22 protein-coding genes are annotated in these 25,708 nt (G+C 60.8%); 6 read left to right on the forward strand and 16 right to left on the reverse strand.

The genetic code is table 11. From position 1 onward, the window contains the following. Positions 1-3: 3 nt before the first annotated feature. From ACR0JN_RS19745 to ACR0JN_RS19760, 4 genes are all read right to left on the reverse strand, one after another. Positions 4-1,569 (reverse strand): efflux transporter outer membrane subunit, encoded by a 1,566-nt coding sequence (locus tag ACR0JN_RS19745; protein WP_480888210.1) that lies wholly within the window; start codon positions 1,567-1,569, stop codon positions 4-6. A gap of 11 nt (positions 1,570-1,580) precedes the next feature. Next, entirely contained in the window at positions 1,581-2,726 is a 1,146-nt protein-coding gene (locus ACR0JN_RS19750) for an HlyD family secretion protein (protein WP_480817967.1), read from the reverse strand. A gap of 21 nt (positions 2,727-2,747) precedes the next feature. Continuing rightward, positions 2,748-3,101, reverse strand: a complete 354-nt coding sequence (locus ACR0JN_RS19755; RefSeq protein ID WP_480610323.1) for a DUF3302 domain-containing protein — start codon at positions 3,099-3,101, stop codon at positions 2,748-2,750. Positions 3,102-3,215: 114 nt separating this feature from the next. Further along, on the reverse strand, positions 3,216-3,977 hold the full coding sequence (locus tag ACR0JN_RS19760; protein ID WP_480888211.1) for a DeoR/GlpR family DNA-binding transcription regulator: 762 nt from the start codon (positions 3,975-3,977) through the stop codon (positions 3,216-3,218). Between the two features lie 186 nt (positions 3,978-4,163). Here ACR0JN_RS19760 and glpD point away from each other — a divergent pair, with 186 nt between their 5' ends. Further along, positions 4,164-5,771 (forward strand): glycerol-3-phosphate dehydrogenase, encoded by a 1,608-nt coding sequence (glpD, locus tag ACR0JN_RS19765; RefSeq protein WP_480888212.1) that lies wholly within the window; start codon positions 4,164-4,166, stop codon positions 5,769-5,771. Positions 5,772-5,816: 45 nt separating this feature from the next. On the opposite strand, the gene ACR0JN_RS19770 is transcribed toward glpD, so the two are convergent. The 10 genes from ACR0JN_RS19770 to ACR0JN_RS19815 form a co-directional block, all read right to left on the reverse strand. After that, positions 5,817-8,957, reverse strand: coding sequence for an efflux RND transporter permease subunit (locus tag ACR0JN_RS19770; protein WP_480888214.1), 3,141 nt, complete (start codon positions 8,955-8,957; stop codon positions 5,817-5,819). 3 nt (positions 8,958-8,960) lie between these two features. Then, positions 8,961-10,127, reverse strand: coding sequence for an efflux RND transporter periplasmic adaptor subunit (locus tag ACR0JN_RS19775; protein WP_480888216.1), 1,167 nt, complete (start codon positions 10,125-10,127; stop codon positions 8,961-8,963). Positions 10,128-10,398: 271 nt separating this feature from the next. After that, positions 10,399-12,117: a methionine--tRNA ligase gene (gene metG / locus ACR0JN_RS19780; RefSeq protein WP_480888218.1), complete on the reverse strand. Its 1,719-nt coding sequence runs from the start codon at positions 12,115-12,117 to the stop codon at positions 10,399-10,401. 81 nt (positions 12,118-12,198) lie between these two features. After that, complete coding sequence (locus ACR0JN_RS19785; RefSeq protein WP_480888219.1) at positions 12,199-13,422, reverse strand: MFS transporter; 1,224 nt, start codon at positions 13,420-13,422, stop codon at positions 12,199-12,201. 78 nt (positions 13,423-13,500) lie between these two features. Beyond that, positions 13,501-14,097 (reverse strand): YceI family protein, encoded by a 597-nt coding sequence (locus ACR0JN_RS19790; protein WP_480888220.1) that lies wholly within the window; start codon positions 14,095-14,097, stop codon positions 13,501-13,503. Further along, a complete protein-coding gene (locus ACR0JN_RS19795; protein ID WP_480888221.1) occupies positions 14,094-15,308 on the reverse strand; it encodes an MFS transporter in 1,215 nt (404 codons plus the stop codon). The genes ACR0JN_RS19790 and ACR0JN_RS19795 overlap by 4 nt, the downstream gene beginning before the upstream one ends. 64 nt (positions 15,309-15,372) lie before the next feature. Beyond that, on the reverse strand, positions 15,373-15,993 hold the full coding sequence (locus tag ACR0JN_RS19800; protein ID WP_480888222.1) for an ImuA family protein: 621 nt from the start codon (positions 15,991-15,993) through the stop codon (positions 15,373-15,375). A 48-nt stretch (positions 15,994-16,041) separates the two neighbouring features. Then, the gene (locus tag ACR0JN_RS19805; protein ID WP_480817977.1) at positions 16,042-16,623 is read right to left on the reverse strand and encodes a retropepsin-like aspartic protease family protein; all 582 of its coding nucleotides are present in this window, start codon (positions 16,621-16,623) and stop codon (positions 16,042-16,044) included. A gap of 42 nt (positions 16,624-16,665) precedes the next feature. Next, positions 16,666-17,286, reverse strand: a complete 621-nt coding sequence (locus ACR0JN_RS19810) for a MarC family protein (RefSeq protein ID WP_480817978.1) — start codon at positions 17,284-17,286, stop codon at positions 16,666-16,668. Next, positions 17,283-19,133, reverse strand: coding sequence for an ABC-F family ATP-binding cassette domain-containing protein (locus tag ACR0JN_RS19815; RefSeq protein ID WP_480888224.1), 1,851 nt, complete (start codon positions 19,131-19,133; stop codon positions 17,283-17,285). The genes ACR0JN_RS19810 and ACR0JN_RS19815 overlap by 4 nt, the downstream gene beginning before the upstream one ends. Positions 19,134-19,262: 129 nt before the next feature. On the opposite strand from ACR0JN_RS19815, the gene ACR0JN_RS19820 reads away from it, so the two are divergent. Both ACR0JN_RS19820 and ndk read left to right on the forward strand, forming a co-directional pair. After that, on the forward strand, positions 19,263-20,465 hold the full coding sequence (locus tag ACR0JN_RS19820) for a multidrug effflux MFS transporter (RefSeq protein WP_480888225.1): 1,203 nt from the start codon (positions 19,263-19,265) through the stop codon (positions 20,463-20,465). A 102-nt stretch (positions 20,466-20,567) separates the two neighbouring features. Beyond that, positions 20,568-20,990 carry a nucleoside-diphosphate kinase gene (gene ndk, locus ACR0JN_RS19825; protein ID WP_008757405.1) on the forward strand — a complete coding sequence of 141 codons (423 nt, stop codon included), beginning with the start codon at positions 20,568-20,570 and terminating at the stop codon, positions 20,988-20,990. Positions 20,991-21,047: 57 nt separating this feature from the next. Here ndk and ACR0JN_RS19830 read toward each other — a convergent pair whose 3' ends face one another. After that, positions 21,048-21,395: a TfoX/Sxy family protein gene (locus ACR0JN_RS19830; RefSeq protein WP_480817981.1), complete on the reverse strand. Its 348-nt coding sequence runs from the start codon at positions 21,393-21,395 to the stop codon at positions 21,048-21,050. Between the two features lie 256 nt (positions 21,396-21,651). On the opposite strand from ACR0JN_RS19830, the gene ACR0JN_RS19835 reads away from it, so the two are divergent. The 3 genes from ACR0JN_RS19835 to ACR0JN_RS19845 are packed head-to-tail and all read left to right on the forward strand — an operon-like array spanning position 21,652 to position 24,392. Further along, positions 21,652-23,169, forward strand: coding sequence for a CHAD domain-containing protein (locus tag ACR0JN_RS19835; RefSeq protein ID WP_480888226.1), 1,518 nt, complete (start codon positions 21,652-21,654; stop codon positions 23,167-23,169). Between the two features lie 3 nt (positions 23,170-23,172). Beyond that, positions 23,173-23,928, forward strand: a complete 756-nt coding sequence (locus ACR0JN_RS19840; protein ID WP_480817983.1) for a ParA family protein — start codon at positions 23,173-23,175, stop codon at positions 23,926-23,928. Continuing rightward, on the forward strand, positions 23,925-24,392 hold the full coding sequence (locus ACR0JN_RS19845) for a CYTH domain-containing protein (RefSeq protein ID WP_480888227.1): 468 nt from the start codon (positions 23,925-23,927) through the stop codon (positions 24,390-24,392). Before ACR0JN_RS19840 ends, ACR0JN_RS19845 begins: the two co-directional genes overlap by 4 nt. Here ACR0JN_RS19845 and ACR0JN_RS19850 read toward each other — a convergent pair. Next, on the reverse strand, positions 24,389-25,669 hold the full coding sequence (locus ACR0JN_RS19850; RefSeq protein WP_480888228.1) for a sensor histidine kinase: 1,281 nt from the start codon (positions 25,667-25,669) through the stop codon (positions 24,389-24,391). The genes ACR0JN_RS19845 and ACR0JN_RS19850 overlap by 4 nt on opposite strands. Positions 25,670-25,708: the final 39 nt, after the last annotated feature.

Genomic DNA, 25,708 nt, shown 5'->3' on the forward strand with positions numbered 1-25,708 from the left:
CCGTCAGTTCAGGCTGGCGCGCGTGGGGTCCTGTTGCAGCAGGTCGCCCCAATCGGTGCGATAGGCCATCTCGGCAAGCACGGTTTCGGGCAGGAATTCCTGATTTTGGCGAATTTGCCAGCCGCCGCCGAGGCCCTTGTAGACCGCGACCAGATTGCTCGACACCTCTTGCCGCGCCTGAATCAGATTGGCCTGGGACTGCAGCAGAGCTTCCTGCGTGTTCAGAATCCGCGAATAGCTGGCAATGCCGTCGGTGTACTGGCTGACGGCGATTTCCGCGGCCTTGCGCGAGGCTTCGACGCTTTGCTGATAGAACCCGACCTGCTTGCGCGCCTGCGCATAGGCGACCATGGCGCTTTCAACCTCGGAATAGGCGGTCAGGACGGTGTTCTGGTAGTTTGCGATCAACTCCTGATAGGCCGCATCCTGTGCGCGGACGTTGTTCTTGATGCGCCCATAGTTCAGCACGTTCCAGACAACGCCCGCACTGGCCAGCCCGGTGGTGCTGTTGGAACTGAACAGATCGCGCCCGCCCGAGGCCTGCAACCCGATCGAGCCCGACAGAATGAACTGCGGGTATAGATCGGCGATCGCAATCCCAACCTGCGCCGACTGGGTGGCTGCCGCGAGTTCCGCGGCACGCACATCCGGGCGGCGGCGCAACAATTCGGCCGGAACACCAACCGCGACGTTTGACCGGGCAGACGGAATTCGGCCCGAGCTACCAAGCAAGCTGGTCATGCGCGACGGCGTTGTGCCCAGCAGTACGGCCAACGCGTTTTTGGTCTGCTGCAGATCGCTTTCCAGTTCGGGTACCAGCGCCTTGGTGTTGTTCAGCAGTGCCTTGGATTCCTGCACGTCCAACTCGGTCGTGACGCCGTTGTTAAAGCGCAGTTGGGTCAGATCCGCCGATTGCTGCTGCAAAGCGATGTTTTCGCGCGCGACGATCAGCGATTCCTGCAGGGCGCGGATATTCACGTAAAGCGCCGCCACGTCCCCGGTCAACGTCACCAGTGCGTCGTCGTAATTGGCCACCTGCAACGCCAGATTTGACCGCGCCGCCTGAACCCCGCGCCGCTGTGCGCCCCAGACGTCCAGCTCCCACTGGGCATCGAACCCGACTTGCGAGGTTGAGAACTCGGTATCCAGCGGGATGATGCGGTTGACGTCCGCAATGGGGCCCAGATTTTCACTAATCTGGCGGCGCTCCAGCGACCCGCCGATGGCCTGCGATTGCGGGTACAACTCACCAAACGCGATGCCAAGCTGCGCGCGGGCTTGCAGCACGCGCGCGCCCGCAACCTGCAAGGTCAGGTTCTGAGCATAAGCCTCGGCGATCAGCCTGTTCAGGGTCGGGTCGTTGAACGTCTCCCACCATTTCACAACTGGTGCACTGCGCGAGGTCAGCCCGCTGCTCTGGCTGGCTTGGGGGCTGTTGGTCTCAATCCACTGCTTTACGACCGGAGAGTTCGGGCGCACGAAATCCGGCCCCACAGGGGTGCAGGCCGCCAGTACGGCGGCGCACAGGGCTGTTCCCATCAATCTGCGAAAGGATGTGGCCCGTGTCATGATATGCGTCCTCAAATATCCAGCGGTCGGATGAAGTTGGCGAAAGAGTAGAGACGGATGTTGATCCGCCGCAGGAACTCAAAGCTTTTGCCCTGACCGGTATAGATGGCCACGGCGGCGTGACCACCGGCGGGAAAGGTATGCCCCTCGGGCAGGTCAACGGTGATCTGAACCGCGATCCGGCCCGGCAGTTTGGGTGTTTCAAAACCGGGCAGGCGGCCCGAGGGCAGGTACTGGCCCTGACGGGTAGCCCACCAGATCGCCTCGACCTTGCCGGTCAGGATTTCGCCGGGATAGAGGTCCAACGCCACTTCAACCTCTTGACCCGGTTCGACAAATTTCAGGTTCTGCTGACGGAAGGTGGCCAGAATATAAGGGCTGTCCTCGGTGACGAAGCTGGCGATGGCGCCAAGGCGGATATCGCCGACGACAAGCCCGGGGCGGGCCTGTTGCGAGACGATCATGCCGTTTTCGGGCGCGTAGATCGTTGTATTGTCGAGAAAATATTGCGCCTCATCCAACTGCGCCTGCGCCTGGATGATACCGGTATTCACCCCGTCGATCTGCGACTCCAAAGCAAGTTCGGCTTTCTTCAGGTTCGCCTCAGCCTGCTTGATCGAAGCCTCATCCTCGGCCACTTGTTCGGTCCATCTGTCCAACTCGTCCTGCCGCGCGCCGCCAGCAGGGACAAGGTTTTCGTACCGTGCCTGTTCGGTCAGCGCATAGGCCAACTGCGCATTGGCGCGCTGGACCGCTTCGGTCTTGGCGATGACGTCCTGTTCCAGAATTTTGGCATTCTGCTCAGCTGCAACTAGCTGCGCCTTGGCGTTGTCGACCGCCAGCGAAAAAACCGTGTCATCAAAGCGGTACAGCGGATCGCCTTTGGTGACCTGCGTGTTGGGCTCGACCAAAACCTCGGTCAGGATGGTCGGCTGCGTCAGCTTCGGCACGATCTGAATGGTCGAACGCACCACGTGGCTGTCGACCGTGAAGGGCTGAAAAAACCGCAGGGCAACAAGGAAGATCAACAGCAGATGTGCGCCCACCCAGAAGGAGACAATCCCCCACATGATGTTGAATTTCAGCCATTGAGCCTTGAAGAAAATGAACCAGACGAAGATGAGATAGAAAAGCGTAATGCCAAGGGCGACGAACATAGTGAGTTGATTCCTTTGGCCTTAGCTCTTCTGCGTCTCGTCTGACGCCTGGTATTCTTCTTTGACCGTGCCGCCCAAACGCTCGATATCCTTGCGAATGGCGTCTTTTTCCTCGTCCGGGCCGCGTCGGATGTCGACGGTCACGCCGTCATGGAACGCCCACATAAAGGCATGGACCCACGGAACGACTGCCAAAAAGCCCATCCAGCCCATGATTTTGACCGCCTCGGCATGCGGATGGTTGCGTTTAATCGCGATCCGTCCGGGCAGGCCCATGAGGAACAGGAACAGTGCCATTACCGCTGCCAAAAGCAGGATCAAAGCAACAAATGTCAGATAGTCGTAGTAGCCGAGTGGCTGCCCCAGTAGTCCCATGCTCGCGCCTCCTTACGGGAAGGTTGCCCCATCCTCAGATGTTGGTCCGACCTCGTCAATCTATTTGTAGACGGTTGGGGATTTTGCGCAAATTGTGATCCGTATCGGTACGGGTCAAGGGCTGACCCGAACGGTGGTGTTCCAGTCCGCGCAGGCCCGGTTCAGACGGGCTGGCAGCGCTTGGTCCGTGAAAAACACGTCCACGTCGTTGAGCGAGGCGATCCGGGCGGGGGCAGAGCGCTGGAATTTGGAATGGTCGGCCACAAGGAAGGTCTGCCGCGCCTGAGCGATGATCGTCTGGCTGACCAGAACCTCCTGAAAATCGAAATCCAGAAGGTCGCCATCGGTGTCCAGCGCCGAACAACCGACCACCGCGTAGTCGAATTTGAACTGATTGATGGTCGAAACGGTCAGATTGCCGATCAGCCCGCCGTCTGAACGGCGCAGGATTCCTCCGGCGACGACGATCTCGCAGTCAGGGTTTTCGACCAGAATATTGGCGACGTTCATGTTGTTGGTCACGACCATCAGGTTTTTGTGGGCCAGCATCTGTCGCGCAACGGCCTCGGTCGAGGTGCCGATATTCATGAAAACCGACGCGCCATCGGGAATCGCGGCGGCGCAGGCGCTGGCAATCCCGGCTTTGGCGTCTTCGTTCAGGGCGCGGCGGTCCTCGTAGCCGATATTCGAGACACCGGATCGCAACACCGCTCCGCCATGAACCCGGTCCAGCTTGCCCATGTCCGACAGTTCGGACAGGTCGCGGCGGATGGTCTGAACCGTCACATCGAACCGCGCGGCCAGATCGTCGACGGCGACGCGGCCGTTCTGCTTTGCGATCTCCAGAATGTCGGACTGGCGGAAGGAGAGGGACATAGAGGCTCCGATTCTCGGGTGTGTATTCGTTTTTGTTCCTTTTTGGCGGGTTTGCAAGGATTTGATCTACCAAATGGGCAAAATCGGTCCTCATTGGGCCAGGTTCAGTTGTTAAAGCGAAAATAAACGAATAAAACAGTTGACGAACCGAGCGGTCGGCAGGCAAATGCGCCAAAGTTTCCAAGCATGGGGAATCATCCGGAAATGGATCAGCAGGACAATCAGATCACCGATCTGTTCATCATCGGCGGCGGGATCAACGGATGTGGCATCGCGCGCGATGCCGCCGGGCGCGGCTTGTCGGTGACGCTGGCCGAGATGAACGATCTGGCGTCGGCCACGTCCTCGGCTTCGACCAAGCTGTTTCACGGCGGGCTGCGGTATCTTGAGTTCTTCGAGGTCCGTCTGGTCCGCGAGGCGCTGATCGAGCGGGAAACCCTGTTGCGCGCGATGCCGCATATCAGCTGGCCGATGCGGTTCGTCCTGCCTTATCACCCGGACATGCGGTTTGACGCGGAAACGCCGACCTCGAAACTGCTAAGCACGGTCATGCCGTGGATGCGCGGGCGGCGTCCGGCGTGGCTGATCCGTCTGGGGTTGTTCCTGTACGATAACCTTGGTGGACGGAAGATTTTGCCGGGAACCTCGTCCTTGAACCTGCGTACCGCCCCCGAAGGCGCACCGCTGCAGGACAAGTTCGAAACGGCCTATGAATACTCCGACTGCTGGGTCGAGGATTCGCGGCTGGTCGTGCTGAACGCCCGAGATGCCGAGGCGCGTGGGGCGGAAATTCTGGTGCGGACCGAGGTGATCCGGGCTGAACGTGTCGATGACCTGTGGCAGATCACACTCACGGACCGAAACAGTGGCGAGACCCGCGAGGTTAAGGCACGGATGCTTGTAAATGCAGGCGGGCCGTGGGTTGGCGACATCATTCAAAGCAAAATCCACGTGAACTCGCGCGAGGGGGTTCGTCTGGTCCGGGGCAGCCACATCGTGACGCGCAGGCTCTATGACCACGACAAGTGCTATTTCTTTCAGGGCGAGGACGGGCGTATCATCTTTGCCATTCCCTATGAGCAGGATTTCACCCTGATCGGCACCACGGATCAGGATCATTCGGACACCTCGATCCCACCGATCTGCACCGAGGCCGAACAGGATTACCTGTGTGCCTTTGCGACGAAGTATTTCGCTAAACCCGTGACGCGAGACGAGATTGTCTGGACCTATTCGGGTGTGCGTCCGCTCTATGATGACGGGGCCAGCAGCGCGACGGCTGCGACGCGGGACTATACGCTGAAAGTGGACGCGCAGGGCGGGGCGCCGGTGCTGAACGTGTTCGGCGGCAAGATCACTACTTACCGGCGACTGGCCGAGAGTGCTTTGGAAAAAGTGGCCAAGCATTTCCCGAACCTGCCCGGGCCGTGGACCGCGGGCGTTGCCCTGCCGGGGGGAGACATTGCGGTGGACGGCGTGCCAGAGCTGATCGACGGCCTGATAGCGGACTACCCGTTCCTTGATAAACGATGGGCGGCGCGTTTGGTGCGCGCTTATGGAACCGAAGCGCGTTCGGTTCTGGGCGATGCAAAGGACGCCGCCGAATTGGGTGAGGATTTCGGGGCCACTCTGACCGGCCGCGAGGTGGCCTGGCTGATGGACAAGGAATTCGCCCGCGAGGCTGATGATGTGGTCTGGCGGCGCAACAAACTGGGGCTTCGTCTGGATACGGCCCAGGTCGACCGGCTGCAGGACTGGATGGAACAGCGCCAGCAACCGGAAAAGGTTGCCTAAAAAAGCCCCGCGTTTCGGCGGGGCTTTCTGATTCAGATATCGGCCTCAGGTGGTCCCTTCGGACGTATCGGGACCCTTCCTGTTGGTGCCCTTGATCCACTCGCGCAGGCCCTGCATCAGCGCGTAAAGCACCGGCACAAGGATTACACCCACCAGCGTTGCCGCCAGCATGCCGCCAAACACGGCAACCCCGATGGCCTTCTGGCTGGCCGCGCCCGCGCCGCTGGCGGCCAGCAGCGGTACAACACCCAGCAGGAAGGACAGGGCGGTCATCATCACCGCGCGGAAACGCTGATAGGCGGCCTCGGCAGCGGCGTCCTTGATCGACAGACCCTTGGCGCGCTGCTCCATCGCGAATTCGACGATCAGAATGCCGTTCTTTGAGGCCAACCCCACAAGCATGATCATCCCGATCTGCGTGTAGAGGTTGATGTCACTGCCCACGACGGCCACGGCCGCCACCGCCCCAAACAGGGCCACAATCACCGACAGCAGGATCGACACCGGCATCGACCAGCTTTCGTATTGCCCCACAAGGAACAGGTACCCGAACAGGATCGCCAGCCCGAGGATCACGATCACAAGCCCTCCGGTCGCCAACTGCTGCTGCGCGGTCCCGGTCCATTCGAACGCATAGCCGGGGGGCAGGGCGGTTGCGGATTCCTCGGTCATCACGGTGATCGCGTCGCCGCTGGACAGGCCCGGAGCGGGCACGGCGGTTACCGTCGCCGACCGGAACAGGTTGTGGCGTTTCAGCAGGACGGGGCCCAGCACGTTTTCGACGTCGATCAGCGTGCCCAGCGGCACCATCTCACCCTTGGTCGAACGGACATAAAGGTTCGAGATGTCCTCGACATTGTCGCGATACGAGCCATCGGCCTGAATCATCACGCGGTAGACGCGCCCGAACAGGTTGAAGTCGTTCACGTAATACGAGCCAAGCTGCGCCTGCATGGTCTGGAAAATCTCGGCCACTGACACCTGCAGCGTCTTGGCCTTTTCCCGATCCAGATCAACGAACAACTGGGGCACGTTGGCCCGGAAGGTCGTATAGGCCTGACCGATCTCGGGCCTCTGGTTCGCTGCATAGACGAACGAGCCGACCGCTGAGGCCAGATCCTGCGGTGATCCGCCGCCCGTTTGCTGGACCTCCATCTCCACACCGGCGGACATGCCCAGACCCTGAATGGGCGGCGGGTTGAAGGCCACGATTGAGGCCGCGGATTCTCCGTTGGCGATGGCCAGCACTTTGCCGAGGATGGCATTGGCGCTCAAATCATCCTCTTGCCGTTCGTCCCAGTTTTCGAGGTTCACAAAGATCGCGGCCCCGTTGGTCGTGGTTCCGTTCAGCAGAGAGAAACCGTTGACCAGAACGGTGCTTGCCACGCCAGGTATCTGTTGGATCTGCTCGTCAACGCGGGCAGACACCGTCTCTGTTCGTTCCAGAGTGGCGGCGTCGGGTAGCTGAATGTCCACAAACAGATAGCCATTATCTTCAAGCGGGATAAACCCGCTCGAGGTGTTGGACATGATCGTGCCCGTGCCCATCGCCAGCGCCACGATCACACCCAGTGCAATGACCGGCAGGATCAGCAGTTTGCGCACGACGGCCACATAGCCGTTGCGCACGGTTCCGATGAAGCCTTCGAACAGCGCCAGAACCCCTTTCGGCGGGCCACTGCGTGCGCGCAGAACCAAGCCACACAGGGCCGGGGACAGCGTCAGGGCGTTGATGGAGGAGATCACAACAGCGGTTGAAATCGTCACTGCGAACTGGGAATACAGCCGCCCCGAAATGCCGGGCATGAATGTCACCGGTACGAACACGGCCAGCAGAACCAGCGTTGTTGCAATCACTGGCCCGGTGATCTGGCCCATCGCTTTACGTGTCGCCTCGGGCGGCGAAAGCCCTTCATCCGCGATGATCCGTTCGACGTTTTCCACGACAACGATGGCGTCATCCACCACGATCCCGATGGCCAGAACCAGCGCAAACAGAGAGATCGTGTTGAGCGACATGCCAAAGGCCAGAAGGAAAGCAAACGTCCCGATCAGCGAGACCGGGATCGCCACTGCCGGAATGATCGTCGCCCGCCAACTGCCAAGGAAGACGAACACGACCGAGATCACCAGAATGAAGGTCAGGATCAGGGTCGAAACCACATCGTTCAGGGATTGCTCGACGAAATCGGTGGTGTTGAAGGGCACCTGATATTCGACATCCGTGGGGAAGGACCGCGACAGGCGCTCAAGCTCTGCCTCGACCCGGTCCGACACGGCCAGAGCGTTCGCGCCGGGGGCCTGATAGATGCCGATCACCGTCGCGGGGACGCTTTCGAAATAGCCCGAGGCCGAATAGAACTGCGCCCCAAGTTCCACTCGCGCGATGTCTTTCACCCGCACGATTGCGCCTGCATCGCCGGTGCGGATCACGATATCTCCGAACTCCTCGGCCGAGGTCAGGCGGCCCTTGGTTTTGATCGTGTATTGAAAGGTCTGCCCCTCGGGCACCGGGGGCGCGCCGATGGACCCGGCTGAAACCTCGATATTCTGCTCCCGAATGGCGTTGATCACGTCACCGGGCGTGATCGACAGCGCGGTCATCTTGTCCGGGTCCATCCAGATGCGCATCGCGTATTCCAGATTGGTCAGAACATCCGCTCGGCCAACCCCCTGAACCCGCGCCAGCGCGTCTTTGAGGTTGATCGACGCGTAGTTGGACAGGAAAACGCTGTCATACGTTCCGTTGGGCGAGGTCAGCGTCACCAGCAGCAACATGTTCGTCGATGCCTTTTGCGTGACCACGCCCGAGGATGTCACCTCGGTCGGTAGGGACGACATGGCCTGTGCCACGCGGTTCTGCACGTTGACCGAGGCGATGTCGGGGTCGGTGCCGACCTCGAACGTAATGTTTAGCGAATACGAGCCGTTATCCGAGGAGGTGGACGTCATGTAGATCATGTCGTCCACACCGTTCACCTGCGCCTCGATGGGGGCGGCGACGGTGTTTTCCACGGTCTCGGCGTTGGCGCCGGTATAGGTGGTAGTCACGCTGACCACGGGCGGTGTGATGTCCGGGAACTGGGCGACCGGTAGAACCAGATAGCCGATGCCGCCCATGATTGTCAGGACAAGCGAGATGACAAGCGCCAGCTTGGGCCGGCTGATGAACAGGGCAGAGAACATCCGTTATTCTCCCGGCTGCTCGGATGCGACGACCGCATCCACGGCAACGCCGGGGCGGACGCGCTGAAGGCCCTCGACAATCACGCTTTCACCTTCGCGCAACCCTTCCGTCACGATGATGGCCGAGTCGACCGTGTCGCCGGTGGTGATATAGCGCTGCTCAACCATTTGCTTGTCGTTCACGACCAGAACGAACTCACCACGCTGATCGCGCTGCAGCGCTGCCTGCGGGACCAGCACTTGCAACGTGGGTTCCAGCGCCTCGATCTGGACGTTCAGGAACGCTCCGTCGATGATCAGCCGGTCGGTATTGTCGAATTCCGCGCGGACCGTGATGGCCCCTGTCAGAGGGTCGATCCTGTTGTCCACGAACACGATTTCTCCGGTTTCGTCCAGCTTGGTTCCGTTAGGCAATGTCACGTGCACATTAGGGCTTTTGTCGCTTTCGGCCAGCGTGCTGGGGTTCTCTCCAACCTGTTGAAGAACGGATGTAAATTGCTTTTCGTTCAGCGAGAAATTCACATAGATCGGTGCTTCGCTGACCAGATTGACCAAAGGCGGGTTTGTTGGGCCGACAACGTCCCCGACACTGGTCGCCACGCGCCCGATGCGACCGGTGAAGGGGGCGCTGATCTTGGTGTAGCTCAGGTCCAACTGAGCCTGCTGGATCGCGGCATTGGCGGCTTTGACCTCGGCTTCGGCGACTAATTCGTTCGCGCGCGCAATGTCGCGTTCAGATTCCGGGGTGGCCTCGCGTTTGAACAGTTCTTCTTTCCGGGCCAGATCGACCTTTGCCAGCTCCAGATTGGCCTCAGCCCGGTCCAGATCAGCTTTGCGGGCTTCCAGCGTGGCTTCGTACAGGTCGGGTTCGATGGTGAACAGCAGATCGCCTTCGTTGACCAATGCGCCGTCTTCGACCTCTTGACTGTCAAGGAAACCGCTTACACGGGCGACGATATCGACCTTGTCGATGGCCTCGGCGCGGCCAATAAAGACGGCCTCGGCGGTGATTTCCTGAGTATAGGCTGCAGCAATCGACACTTTCGGAGGCGGCGCATCGCTTTGGTCCTGCGCCGAAGCGGGATGTGCCATGCCCAAACAGGCCACCACGGCAATTGCTTTGGCGGGTCCGGCTGTGCGGAAAAGTGTTTTCGTCAATGCAAGGGACATGGCGCAAGCCTCATTCGAACTAAGGATTTAAGCGCCGGGGCAGGCAGAGTGCGCCGGCGAGTCGATTGAATTCCTGGTCAGGATGGCGGTTTTGCGATCATATCTCAAGCTTCTTGAATACGATACGCGACGGGTCGGTTCGGGAATTTTCGTCCTATGTCGGCAGACTTAGGCAGAACAGCCGGTGCTGACGCCCGTCCGTTTGCGGGTTGAGCACGAAAAAAGCGGAGGCCCGGCGGCCTCCGCTTTCTATACCCGTCTTGGGGCGTGCTTAGCTGCGCGTGCCCGCGAAGCGTGTCTGCCAGTCTTCACGCTGCTCGTCGGTGATCTTGGCGAACAGAACATCCGGCACCGAAAACGCATGCCCGGTCGGCAAGGCGTTCAGCGCGGCCTCGACATCGTCGGGCCAGCTTGTGTCCAGCGTGTTCATCGCGCTCAGCATCCGGGCCGAGGTTTCGGGAATGAACGGCGCGCTAAGCACGGCATACAGCCGGATCAGGTTGAGACCCAGCCGCACCTGCGCGGCGGCCTGTTCGGGATTTTCCTTAAAGGTCGACCACGGCGCGGCAGACTGCAGGTATTCGTTGCCCGCAACCCAAATGGCCCGTAACTCCTGCGCGGATTTGCGAACTTCCATCGCCTCCATATGCCCTTCATAGGCGCGGACGCGCTGGGTGAGTTCTTCGATCAGCGCCTGTTCGCGTTCGCCATAGCTGCCGCCTTGGGGCACCGCCTCGCCGAATTTCGAGCGGCAGAATTTGGTGATCCGGCTGACGAAATTGCCGAGAACATCGGCGAGGTCCTTGTTCACCGATTGCTGGAAGTTCTCCCACGTGAATTCGCTGTCGCTGCTTTCCGGCGCATGGCTCAGCAGCCACCAGCGCCAGTAGTCGGCGGGCAGAATCTCTAGCGCCTGATCCATAAACACGCCACGGCCCTGGCTGGTCGAGAACTGGCCACCGTCATAGTTCAGGTAGTTGAAGGATTTCAGGTGGTCGACCATCTTCCACGGCTCGCCTGAACCCAGAATGGTGGCCGGGAAACTGAGCGTATGGAAGGGCACGTTGTCCTTGCCCATGAACTGCACGTAACGCACATCATCCGCGCCTTTATCGGTGCGCCACCAGCGTTCCCACTCGGCATCCGATTTGCCGGTGGAATCAGCCCATTCCTTGGCACAGGCGATGTATTCGATGGGGGCATCGAACCAGACATAGAAGACTTTTCCTTCCATCCCCGGCCAGTCCTGATCACCTTTCTTGACAGGCACACCCCAGTCCAGATCGCGGGTGATGCCCCGGTCTTGCAGGCCGTCGCCGTCATGCAGCCATTTCTTGGCGATGGATGTAGTCAGGATCGGCCAATCCGTCTTGCTGTCGATCCACGCGTCCAACTGATCCTTCATCGCCGACTGGCGCAGGTACAGGTGCTTGGTCTCGCGTACCTCAAGATCGGTCGAGCCGGAAATCGCGCTGCGCGGTTCGATCAGATCAGTCGGGTCCAACTGCTTGGTGCAGTTCTCGCACTGGTCGCCACGCGCGCGCTCATAACCGCAATTGGGGCAGGTGCCCTCGATATAGCGGTCCGGTAGAAAGCGACCGTCGGCGTTGGAATACACCTGCTTCTCGCTGACTTCGCGGATCAGACCCGCATCGTCCAGCTTTCCCGCAAAATGCTGGGTCAGGCGCTTGTTCTGCTCGCTGGACGAACGGCCAAAGTGATCGAAGCTCAGGCCAAAGCGCTGCGCGATATCGGCCTGCACCGCGTACATATCGGTGCAATATTCAGCCACCGGCTTGCCGGCCTTGGCCGCCGCCAGTTCCGCCGGGGTGCCGTGTTCATCCGTGGCGCACAGGAACATGACCTCATTCCCACGGCCACGCTGATAGCGCGCGTACAGATCGGCGGGCAATTGCGAGCCGATAAGATTGCCGAGGTGCTTGATCCCATTGATGTAAGGGATCGCCGAGGTGATGAGAATCCGAGCCATGTTCCGTATCCGCGTGTCTGTCTGCGCGCCCGTCTACATGAAGTCACTGCCCAGCAAAACCCCGCGTTTGGATTTCCTTGCCTAACGCCCTTCGCGCGACCGGTTCAGCAGCCGACCGATCAGGAACGAGGTGCGCGGCGCATACACATAATGCGTGCGTTCGTCCGGTGTCGGGCGCGAGCGCATTCGGGCCAGACCGAACAGGATCAGAAAGACGTGACCCATGGCGACAAAGGCAAACAGAGCGCCGGGGCCGAACTGTGTGATCAGCGTGGATGAGACGTAGGGCGAGGCGATCGCCCCCAGCGCATACCAGAACATCAGCGCTGCCGACAGTTCGACCCGCTGCTCGGTGGTGGCAAAGTCGTTGGCATGGGCCGATGAGACCGAAAAGATCGGAAAGGTGGTCAGCCCAAACACGCCCGCCGCCAGCATGACGCCAAGGGTTCCGGTGCCGCTGGCGGCCATGGTGATACCGCAACTCAGCACTGCCGCTGCCGACAGCCAGATCAGCACCCAACGCCGGTCATACTTGTCGGCCAGCCAGCCAAGCGGGTATTGCGCCAGCGCGCCGCCCAGGACGAATGACGCGAGGAAGAAGGCGATCTGATCAACGCCCAGACCGACCTCTTGCCCGTAGATGGGGCCGACCATCCGGAACGACGCGGAACTGAGCGCGGCGACGATCACACCGGCGACCGCCAGTGGTGAACTGGTCCAGGCCAGTTTGGGCCGCAGGCGAGGCGCATCAGGTGTGGCGGGCTGGCTGGCGCGGGTCAGAGTCAGCGGCAGCAGCGAGGCGCAGCACAGGATCGCCAGCAGGTTATACGACACGTAAGAGGCGGGCGGCAGCACCGCGATGATCAGCTGTGCGCATAGCGACGCGCCCATATCCGCGATACGATAAGTGCCCATGGCACGCCCGCGCGTCTCGTTTGTGACCTTGGCGTTCAGCCAGGCCTCGATCACCGTGTAACTCCCGGCGACACAAGTGCCCGAGGCGATGCGCAGGGCAGCCCATATATATGGGTTTTCGGTCAAGGTATGACCCAGCAGGCCCATCGCTCCCAACGCCGTGCAGACTGCGAAAGCACGCGAATGGCCCACGCTGCCCATCAGCCGGGGCGCCCACCAGCAGCCGATAAAAAACCCAAGGAAATGCGCCGATCCCAGCAGACCGATCTGCTCGGTCGAGAAGTTCAGCGTCAGGCCCGAGATCGCATCCAGCGGCCCCACACCTCCGGTCGAAAGCTGCAGCAGAATGACGGAAAGGAAAAGGGCGGCAAAGGAAATGATCGTTCGCATGGGGGTCAGGGTGACGATATCGGGGCGGGATGCACGCGCCTATTCGACTTTATCGCGTCGTTTTTTGTCAATCGCCGTCTATTCCGCCGAAAGGATTTTGGCGTGGATGTCCAGACCGACGGTTTCGCGCACCAGATCGTCATAGCCCGAAGCGCCAAAGTCATGCCGGTTCAGTGCGCCGGTCAGTCTTATGCTCAATTGGTCCAGATCATCTGCCGACGTGCCCGGTGGGCGGTAGAGGCTGGCGTCCAACGTGATCGGCCGGGTCACACCGCGAACCGTCAGATCGCCGCTGATCCGGGCCCCGTCCGAAATCCGCCCCCCGGGCCCCAGTTGCACATCGGTTGAGACAAAGCGGATTGTCGGATGGCTTTCCGCGTCCAGCACCGTTTGCCCCAGCATCGGCGACCGGGCAAAGGGCAGTTTGGTCTGGGCTTTGCTGACGTCCAAAACAACCTCGACCTGACTGTTCTGCAGGCGTCGGGTGTCAATCTTGATGTCCGCAGACTGGACCGGCATGTATCCTGTCTGAGGGATGCCCGACAGAACAAAGGTAAAGCCGACCTTCGTGCCATCGGTCGACAGCACATAAGGCGTCACCGCCGCCTGAGCGGGCCGGGACAGGGGAAGGGCGGTAAGCCCTGCGATGACGGCGCGCCTGTTCACTGTGCTCATGCGAGTACCTCATGTTCTTTGGGTCGAGACCGTTTCAACAGCGTCAAAACGATGGCGATGTTCAGGCCGTTCCAGAGGATGCCGTTCACGAAGGCCAGTTGGTAGCTGCCGGTGACGTCGTAAATCCAGCCCGACATCCAGCCGCCCAGAGCCATGCCGAGAATGGTCATCATCATGACAAAACCGACCCGCGCGCCAGCCTCTTGTGGTGGCATGTATTCACGCACGATCAGCGCATAGCTGGGGACGATGCCGCCCTGCGCCAGACCGAACAGCAGGCTGATGATGTAAAGCGGTACCATCCCGTCATAGGGCAGGAACAGAAACAGGGCGATGCACTGCAGGATCGATCCGATCAGAAGCGTCAGGACACCTCCAAGCCGATCCGCGACAAGGCCCGAGATAATGCGGCTGACCACGCCGCCCAACAGCATCAGCGACAGCATCTCGGCCCCAACCGCTGGGCCGTATCCCAGACCCACGCAGTACGACACGATATGAACCTGCGGCATCGACATTGCAACGCAGCAGCCGATCCCTGCTATCCCGAGGATGTATTGCAGCGCGCGAGGTGAAATCCCCACGCTGCGGGCATTGATTTGCGCGGTTGCGGCGGCGGTGCTGTGAGCCTCGACCGGGACCTGACGGCGCAGGAGCAGCGACAGAGGGATGACGACGATCAGTGTCAGTACAGCCAGCGTCAGATAGACCTGCTGCCAACCATCGCGCGCCAGGATGTCCGACAGCATCGTGGGCCAGATCGCCCCGGACAGGTAGTTGCCGCTGGCCACCAGCGCCACAGCGATCCCGCGTCGGCGTAGGAACCAGTGCGAGATATCGGCGATCAGGGGCCCAAAGCCTACGGCTGTTCCCAGCCCTAGCAGCAGATGCGCCGCAGAGAGCATCGCGATGTTCGGGGCCAGCGTCGCCAGCAGGTAGCTGATGGCGCTCAGGATTGCGGCACCGATCAGCGCCTTGGTCACGCCCAGCCGGTCCACAAGTTGCCCCAGCCACATATTCCCCAGCGCGAAACCGATCATGGCGAGGGTGTAGGGCATTGAGGCCTCGGCACGTCCGGCTCCGAACTCGGCCTCGACCGCAGGCATCACCACAATGACCGCCCACATGCCCACATTCGCCACCGTGGCGATGGCGAGCGTAATCAGAAGGCGTAGCCAGGAATAGCGGCTTTCATGGATCGGATGGCTCATGCCGTGACGCTAGGGGGCGGGCAGGGCGTTGGCCAGTCACTTCTTGCGTGATCGGGTGCAGGGATCACGCCAAAACATCCTCGGCTCCGGCCCGCGTCAGGTTCAGCCCGGCGCGCGGTCTGGTCTGGGTGGCGTGCCACGTGACCGGGGGCAGGGCGCGGGCGCGGCGGCGGGTCAGGGTCCAGCGTCGCGCCTCGGCCTGATGGGCGGCAGCCATGTGCCAGCGCGTCTCAACCCCTTGCGCGCCGCCATCGCCGGGGGTCAGCAACACCCCCAGCGGAGGCCGCCCCATCGCACCACCCTGTTCAGCGGCCAGATGCATCCGGCGCACCGGCGTCAGCCCCGGCGCACCGGGCAGGTCGCCGATGATCAGCGGGATGGCCCCGCTGCGCAGTGCCTCTTCCATGCACCACAGCAGGTCTTCGGCGCGGTTGGGGCGGACGAAGATAAACCGGGCGGGATCGGCAAAGGGCATCATCCCGTCGGGGTTCAACTGGCCGGGCTCCCACGCGGGGGAAATCCACAGAACCGGCCCCTGCGCCTGACCGGCCAGCCACATGGCAAAGCTGCGCCGAGCAGGGCCGCAGGCCTCGTGCACGCGGCCCAATTGCAGGGTGATCCCGGTATGAAGCGTCAACCCGGGCGCGGCGCGCGCAGGCTTTTGACCAAGAAGCTGAGCAGACATGGCCCAACGCTATCATGTTCTCACTTTGTTCTCAAGATGTGACCGCGCCTAGCGGGACAAAATCAACCGGCCATCAGCGAACTGAACATTGGAAAACCGATGCAGGTAATCCATGCCGAGCAGAGATTTGTCCAATTCACCTTCATTGATCCAAGCCGAAATACCGGTGTCCCGGATCGGACCCAGCGCAAGGCTGTCCAAGCGGACCGGGGCTGTGCGCACAATGCCATTTGCGGTCGAGGCGCGGCCGATATAGTTCAACTGGTCGGGGTCGATCCCAACGCGCTCGGCGTCCTGCGCGCTGAGCACGATCTGGCTGGCCCCGGTGTCGACCAGAAAGGTGATCGGCTCTCCGTTCACCAGCAGCGGCAAGTAATAATGCCCGTCAAAAGCGCGGGGCACCTCAATGGTGTTTCCCGTCACCGCCATCTGAGGCGTGGTGCCAACGGTCGAGCGGATATCGTCCCACAGGCCCACTACTGCAATAACGCCGATGAAGATAAACACCCAGGCCAGAACCTGCTGCAGGGTCTTGCCCAGCGACTGTCGGTTGTGGGTGAAGAACCACATCAGCAGGACCGCGCCCAGCACAACCAGATAGGTCAAACGCCCGATTTCATAACCATCCATACCGTCACCCGGAAAAAGCTCTTATGCCCTCGATATGGGAATTCAGGATGCAAAACCAAAGGCCTTGAGGCCATCCAGAATGAACTGAACCGACAGTGCGGCCAGCAGCATACCCAGCAGACGGGTCAACACGTTCAGCCCGGTCTTGCCCAACAGCCGCGCCACCGCGCCCGAGGTCAGATAAGTCACAAAGACCATCGCCACCACGATCAGCATCATGCCGATGACAATGGCCAGCCCCTCGATCCCCGGCGTCTGACCGGCCAACAGGATCATGGTGGCAATCGCGCCGGGGCCTGCGATCAAGGGGATGCCAAGGGGAAAGACCGAGGGATCAGGGTGTTCTTCTTCTTCGGCGCTGTTTTCGCGCCGTTTGGTGCGGCGCTCGAACAGCATGTCGAGCGCGGTCAGGAACAGCAGCACGCCGCCTGCCACGCGGAACGCTTCCATCGAGATGCCGATGAAGCCCAGCACCGCCTCGCCAAAGGCGGCGAACATGGCGAGAATCCCGGCGGCGGTCAGACAGGCGCGGATGGCGATCACGCGGCGCATTTGCCGGTCCATGCCCTGGGTCAGCGCCACAAAGATCGGTGTTTGCGCCGGGGGGTCGATCACCACCAACAGCGTGGTGAACGAGGTTATCAGGAAGGCGGTGTCGTTCATGCTGCATTCTCTGCTTGTTCAAGCCGCTCGGCTGCTGCGACCCACAGGGCCTCGGCCTTTTGCATCGCCTCGGTGACTTCGGCGAACTTTCGGTTCCAGGTTTCCAGATCGTTGATCTTGTCGTCTTCGTACAGCGTCGGGTCCGCCAGCTTGGCCGAGAGTTTCTCGTGCATATCCATCAGCCTTTCGATCCGGTCCTCGCATTTGCGCAGGTCGGCGCGCAGGGCCAGCATCGCGTCGCGCGACGGGCGCTTGGGCTTGGCCGCTGGCTTTTCCTTTACCGGCTTGTCGCGGGCCAGCAGCATGGCGCGATAGGCCTCGAGGTCTCCGTCGAACGGCTTGACCGTCCCGTCCGAGACCAGCCACAGCCGGTCCGCCACCAGCGACAGCAGGTGCATGTCGTGGCTGACCAGAATGACCGCGCCGGAATAGGCGGTCAGCGCCTCGACCAGCGCCTCGCGGCTTTCGATGTCCAGGTGGTTGGTCGGTTCATCGAGGATCAGCATATGCGGCGCGTCGATGGTGGCGATCAGCAGCGACAGCCGCGCCTTTTGTCCGCCCGACAGACGCCCGACTTCGGTCTCGGCCTGATCCGCGTTCAAACCGAACCCGGCCAGACGCGAGCGCCACTTGCCGGGGGCTTCATCGGGGCGCAGGCGGCGCAGGTGGTCCAGCGGGGTTTCGTCTACATACAGCTCATCCACCTGATGCTGCGCGAAATAGCCGATGCGCAGCTTGTTGCTGCGGGTCATCTTGCCCGCCATCAGCGGCAGGCGGTTCGACAGCAGTTTGGAGAGGGTCGATTTGCCCTGACCGTTCTTGCCCAACAGCGCGACGCGGTCGTCCTGATCGATGCGCAGGTTCAAACGGCGCAGCACCTCGGTTTCGCCATAGCCGGTCACACCGCCCTCAAGCTGGATGATCGGCGGCGACAGGTCCTCGGGCGTGGGGAAGGTGAAGGCACGCAGGGCGGCCTCTTGCGGGGTCGAGACCAGCTGAATGCGTTCGATCATCTTCAGACGCGACTGGGCCTGAACCGCCTTGGACGCCTTATAGCGGAAGCGGTCCACATAGCTTTGCAGATGTGCGATGCGGGCCTTGGCCTTGGCGTTCTCGGATTCCACCTGCGCCAGACGTTCGGCGCGGCGCTCGGCGAACTTGTCGTAAGGCACCGCGTAGTAGGTGAGCTTGCGATCTTCCAGATGCAGGATCGAGCCCACGGCGCGGTTCAGCAGCCCTCGGTCGTGACTGATGATGATGACCGTATGCGGGTACTTCGCCAGATAGCTTTCCAGCCACAGCGCGCCTTCGAGGTCCAGATAGTTGGTCGGTTCGTCCAGCAGCAGCAGGTCGGGCTGCGCAAACAGCACCGCCGCCAGCGCCACGCGCATCCGCCAGCCGCCCGAGAAATCCGAACAGGGTTTCAGCTGATCTTCGTCGTCAAAGCCCAACCCTTTGAGGATCGATGCCGCGCGCGCCTCGGCAGACCAGGCGTCGATATCGGCCAAACGGGTCTGGATCTCGGCGATGCGCGCGGGGTCTTCGGCAACATCCGCCTCGGCCATCAGGGCGGCACGTTCGGTGTCGGCGGCCAGAACGGTGTTGATCAGCGAGACATCGGACGAGGGCACCTCTTGCGCGACCCCGCCGATGCGCGCGCGTTTCGGGACCGAGATATTGCCCGATTCCAGCGCCAGTTCGCCCCGGATCAGGCGGAACAGCGTGGTCTTGCCGGTACCGTTGCGCCCCACCAGACCCACCTTGTGGCCATCGGGAATCGTGGCGCTGGCCCCGTCAAACAGAGGGCGGCCTTCGACGGTGTATGTGATATCCTCGATCCGTAACATGGGGCGCTCTTAACAGAGCATGCGGCGGCCCGCCAGCGGCTGGGCATGTTCAGGGCGCAGAGGTGGCATGTTCAATACGCGGACGATGTGATAGCGCTGATCCGGTTCGGATTTTCGTTGGTTCCTGTCATGCGCGCGGCTCAATCGCCCCCTTCGCTGGTTACGCTCATTTTCGCCACGGCGCTGTCGGTGCTGTCGCTGAATATGTTCTTGCCATCGCTGGCTCGGATGAGCGCGGATTTTCAGGTTGATTACGCGCTGGTGAACCTGTCCATCGCTGCTTATCTGGGCGTGTCCGCAGTTTTGCAATTGATCCTCGGACCGTTGTCGGACCGGTTCGGACGCAGGCCCATCCTGCTGATCGGGATGGGTCTCTTCGCCTTCGCTTCGCTAGGGTGCGTGCTGGCTGAATCGATTTGGGTTTTCCTCGGGTTCCGTCTGCTGCAGGCGGCGGTGGTGGCGGGGCCGGTTCTGTCCAGCGCGTCGATCCGCGACCGGTACCCGCCGAATGAGGCAGCTAGCAAGCTGGGCTACGTCGCAATGGCCATGGCGCTGGCCCCGATGCTGGGGCCGATGCTGGGCGGGGCGCTCGACACGCTGTTTGGCTGGCGCGCGGGGTTCGTGCTGTATCTGGTCTTCGGGACCGGCATGTTCGCGCTGCTTTGGATCGACATGGGCGAGACGAATACCAACCGATCCTCAACCTTTGCCGCCCAGCTTCGCGAATACCCTCATCTGTTCCGCGCCCGCCGGTTTTGGGGCTATGCGCTATGCGCCGCCTTTTCGATCGGGGCCTTCTTCAGCTTCATCACCGGTGCGCCACTGGTGGCCGCCGCGTGGTTCGACCTGAGCCCGGCAATGCTCGGCCTTGGCATCGGGATCATCACCGGCGGCTTTATGGTCGGCAACTTCATCACCGGGCGTATCGCGGCGCGTACACAGTTGACAACGATGATCCTGATCGGGCGGATCGTGGCCTCGACCGGGCCGTTCTGCGGGCTGTTGTTGTTTCTGGCCGACATGGGCTCAGTCTGGGTGTTCTTTGGGTCGGCCATTTGCGTGGGTTTCGGGAACGGACTGACCAACGCCAATGCCTCGGCAGGCGTCATGTCGGTGCGCCCGAAACTTGCGGGCAGCGCGGCGGGGTTGTCGGGCGCGATGATCGTGGCGCTGGGGGCGGTTCTGACCTCGATGACCGGTGCGTTCGTCAGCCCTCAGAACGGGCCGTATCTTGTTCTGGGCATGATGTGCATCAGCAGTTTCATTGGCCTTCTGGCGATCCTCTACGTGCGCTGGGTCGATCTGCGCGATCCGTTGCCCGATACGATCTGAGCCATCACACATCATAGTGCTTTTCATACGCCGCAGACCATGTTAGGCGGCGCGCGATGGATTTCGGCGCGCTCCCGCGCCACATTGTAAGGAGAGGCCGACATGGCACTGGAACGCACATTCTCGATCATCAAACCCGATGCAACCCGCCGCAACCTGACTGGCAAGATCAACGCCAAGTTCGAAGAAGCCGGCCTGCGCATCGTCGCGCAAAAGCGCATCCACATGACCAAAGCGCAAGCGGGCAAGTTCTATGACGTGCACGCCGAGCGTCCGTTCTATGACGAACTGTGCGAATTCATGTCGTCGGCTCCGGTCGTTGTTCAGGTTCTGGAAGGCGAAGGTGCCATTGCCAAGAACCGCGAAGTCATGGGCGCAACCAACCCCGCAGATGCAGCCCCCGGCACCATCCGCGCCGAGTTCGCTGAATCGGTTGGTGAAAACTCGGTTCACGGTTCGGACGCGCCGGAAACGGCTGCGGTTGAGATCGCGTACTTCTTCTCGGGCATCGAACTGGTCGGCTAAGCCTTCCTTCGTCGGAACAGATGGGGCCGCTCCTGCCGGGGGCGGCCTTTTTCGTGCCTAGACCGGCTTGAGATCGCCCGGAGACACGCGCACGCCAACAGCGTCCAGATCCGAGATCATCTTGCTTTGCGGGGCAGGGCGGGTGTTGGCCTTGATGGCGTCAAACCTTTGGCGCAACGCCTTTTTCTCATCGCCCTTACAGTCGTTCCACGGGCGTCCCTGCAGGCCCATTACCAGAACGTAGTAGCCAATGAAATGCGGCCTGGTCCCAGCTTGCAGCAACCGGGCATAGGCTGCATCCGCACCCAACTCGCGCAAGTCTTCGGCAGAGTGGATACCGGCGCGGGCGCAGGCCTGTTCAAAGGCCGGGCCAAGATTTCGGATGGATGAGACAGGATTGGACATACGCTTGTCTTAGCGGGCCGTCGGTCGAGTGTCATCCGCGCATACGGTTCGCGCTCGTTTAAATCATCTTGCCGATGTGTGGGAATTGCGATTTCATGACTTCACGCAGTCAACCGAGGTCCGGATGTCGAAGACAAGATGCTCAGGTTGGATGATAATACCCCATCGCGCCCATTCTGCGGGCGATTGAAACGGGAACGAGCGTTCGTAAGATCGGTCAAGACTATCTTGAGGCTTCGGGGAAGGGCACGTCGTAATGCGAAAAACAGACGGGTTCTTTGTCATCCCGGGCGTGTTTGATGAAGCAGCTTTTGCTGGCTCGCTGACGAATATGTCTATTCGGACGGAAGCGCCGACAGCGCCCAAACCGTGCCGGTTTCTGGACTGTCACGATCAGTCTCTGCGCAAAACCGGCAGGGTTCTTATCGAGGCTGCCGGGACCCTGAAATTGCTGCAGGCCAATGGCCAGACGTGGGTTCAAAGGGCGAAGGGTGCTGGTCGCTTCGTGCAGGACTTGCCCTCTGGCCCAGTATGCGATGCGTTGAAAGGGTTTCCAACCTTGCGCGCCCTGATGGTGATTGGGGCGGGTGAGATCGAGGAAAATGCCCTGTCCATTCTGGACGACCTGCAAAAAACGCAAGTGCGCGGTCAGTTGCTAACAATCAGATCGGACACCGGGCAGGTCACGATCATTCGAATTCAGAAGCTGAGGGGGTATGACCGGGCTTTTGCCGAAGTTCACGGCGTGCTCGAAGGATTGTCTGCGGACAATGGCGTGATCGAGGGGGTGTTTCGGGGGCTTTTCCCGGGTACGGAGCCTTATCAGGCCAAACCCGAAATCCCCTTGGGCAAGGATGAGCCTTCGATACAAGTGGCGACGGACATTATCCATACATATCTGTCTGTTGCGCGCCAAAACGAAAGCGGCGTGATTGCCGACATTGATACTGAATTCCTGCACGATTATCGCGTGTCCCTGCGGCGCATTCGCTCGGTTCTGAGCCTGTTCAAAGGGGTCTTCTCAGACCACCAAACGGCTGAATTGAAACGGGTCTTTTCCGACCTGATGGCGGCGACCGGCCGGTTGCGCGACCTGGATGTGTATCTGCTGGAAAAGGACATGTATTTCAGCCTTATACCGCCGAACCTTTATGCTGGTGTGCAGGTGATGTTCAACCGGTTCGAGAAAGAAAGGGCGCAAGAGTTATCCCGCCTGTCCCGCCGGTTACGCAGTGAGGCTTACAATGCCGCCATGGAAGACCTCGCCCACCTGTTCAAAGACGCCGACACGGTAGAGTCGGGGCCAAACGCAAACCGCGCTGCGTATGACTATGCCTGCGCCCTGATACGGAAACGATACCGCAAGGTCTGCAAACTGGCCCGCAGCATCTCTGAGGAGACGCCGGATCAAGTCGTGCACGACCTGCGGATTGACTGCAAGAAGCTGCGCTATCTGATGGAGTTCTTTGCCCCGTTGTTCGATGTCAAAGGTTTCAAGTCGATCATCAAGCCACTGAAAAAACTGCAGGATAACCTTGGTCTTTTCAACGACTATTCCGTCCAACAAGAGGCGCTGCTGGATTTCATATCACAGCAAAGCGACGCCCAGGGCCGGGTCGAGGCCCAGCTTGGCCTGGCTGCAGGCGGGCTGATTGCGGTGCTGGATCAGCGCCAAAAGGCAGAACGTGGGCGCGTGATTGCGAATTTCCAGCAGTTCGACAGCCCGAACATCCGGCAGCTTTTCCGCAGCCTGTTTCACGATGAAAAGGAGTGATGGATGAAGATCATTGCCTGTTACAGCAACAAGGGCGGTGTTGGCAAAACCGCGACCTCGGTGAATTTGGCGTATGCCTATGCGCAGGCGGGTCAACAGGTTCTGCTGTGCGATCTTGATCCGCAGGGCGCGTCTGGGTTTTACTTTCGGGTCAAGCCTTCGAAAAAGCTGACGGATGCCCGATTTTTTGAAGACGTCAAACGGTTTACAAATGCGATCCGGGCGAGCGATTTCGAAGGGCTGGATGTGCTTCCCGCGAATCTGACATTCCGAGATTTCGATGTCTTCTTGTCCCGGATGCGGAACAAGCGATCGCGTCTGAAAAAGGCTCTGATCGCGGCTGGGAGCGATTATGACGTGATCATTCTGGACTGCCCGCCCAACTTCTCGACCCTGTCCGAGAACATCTTCAAAGCCGCCGATGAAATCGTTGTGCCCGTCATTCCGACAACCCTGTCCGAGCGGACTTTCGATCAATTGGTCAGCTTCTTCGCCGAGCACAATTTGCGCAAGAAAAAGCTGCGCGCCTTTTTCTCGATGGTGCAGGTGCGCAAGGTTTTGCATCAGGAAACGATGAAAAAGATGCGAAAGCTATACCGCAAGCGCTTTCTGCAGACGGCAATCCCATTTGCGGCGGATATCGAAAAGATGGGTCAACACCGCGCGCCGGTAAGCACCTATGCCCGGCGCAGCGCCGCCAGCGCGGCCTATCAGGCGCTGTTTGACGAACTTGAAAACGGAGTGACTTCGTCCAAATGAGCACGGAAATTGAGCGTAAGTTTCTGGTAGCACGCCTTCCGGATCTGGAAGGCGCGGATAAGGCGGTGGTGCGTCAGGGTTATCTAACGGCGCCAGACGACTCGACTGAACTGCGCCTGCGCGAGAAGGGTGAGCGTTATTTCCTGACCCTCAAAGGTGCAGGGGGGCTGGTTCGGGTCGAGCGTGAGGCCGAAATGTCCCACGAGCAGTTCCAGACGTTCTGGCCGGAAACCGAGGGCCGCCGGGTTGAGAAGGAACGGTTTACCAGCCAATTGCCGGATGGTCGAACGTTTGAGTTGGATGTGTTTCAGGGAGATCTCGCGCCGCTATGTCTGGTCGAGGTGGAATTCACCTCCGAACCCGAGGCGCTGGGTTTCCAGCCGCCTGACTGGTTCGGCGCGGATGTGACATCGGATAAACGCTATAAAAACAAGACGATGGCGATCAAAGGTGTTCCGACCTAGGGCTGGTTTGCCAGCTTGATCGTCGTCTCAAGCCCCGGATCGCAGTTGCGCGCCGAAAACGCCCCGCCATGCATGCGCGAAATGGCGGCCACCAGCGCCAGCCCAAGACCGGCGTTGCGCTCGGTTCGGGCCGGATCGAGGGTGACGAAAGGCATTTGCAGGTGTTGCAGGTCTTTCTCGGGCACGCCGGGGCCCCGATCACGGACACTCAGGCGGGTGAATTCATTGTCACGGGCGATTGAGATCGTGATCGCCGTATCCTGCGGTGCATAGCGCATCGCATTTTCCAACAGGTTGGACAGTGCCTGCGACAGCAGGGGGCGGTGGCCCTGGATCGGTTCGGCCTGCCCCGAGACCTCAAGCGTGATGCCCTTGTCCGCCGCCACGGGATCGTAGAGTTCGACGACATCGCCGACCAGTTGTTGTAAATCGACCTCTTCAAACTGCTCACGCCCCAGACCGGCCTCGGCCCGTGAGATATCGGTGAGCTGCCCCAGAACCCGCAGAACATGGTCGATTTCCCCGGTCGCGCGGGCGATGTCGACCTCGCGGTCCAGATCGCTTTTGCCCGGATCGGACAGGGCCTCGACCCGTTGCCGCAGGCGGGACAGGGGCGACCGCAGGTCATGCGCGATTGAGTTCGACGTGGTGCGCAGGTTGCTGATCAGTTCCTCGATCCGGTCGAGCATGTTGTTCAGCGTTCCCGCGACCTGATCGAACTCATCCCCGGTTCCCCGCAGGGGCATGCGCCGGGACAGATCGCCCGAGACGATGTTCTCGGCGGTGCTGGCAATGTCGGACAGCCGCGAAAAGACAAGCCGCGTGAACAGCCAGCCAGTCAGAACGCTCAGAACCAATGCGATTCCCAAAGCCAAAGCCACCGAGCGCAAGAGAACTCGGTCGAACTGCTGGCGGGCAACCGCGTCGCGGCCCACCAGCAGGCGCTCTCCGCCAGCTAGCCGGATGGAGGCGGCCGAGACCGGCACCAGTTGATCATTGTCCGCGCGCCGCACGTCCAGTTCAACCCAGCCGCTGCCCGCCGCGATGTTCGCGGGCCAGCTTTTCAGGTTGCCGACCAGTGACGTGCCGTTTCGGTCCGTCAAAAGGTACATCGCGTCCCGTTCCGACGCGCTTGGCAGGCGGCGCTCAATGGCCGTGATCAGGCCAATCAATCCGCGCCGTTCGTATTCATCCGCCAGCCCGGTCAGTTCCGCCGACACGACCGAGCGGGTCTCGGATTCAATGCTGCGATTGGCGGTCACATAGACCAAAGCCAAAACTGTCGCCGTCAGAAAGGTACTAAGCACCATACTGGC

Source organism: Ruegeria sp. G12, assembly GCF_056533565.1.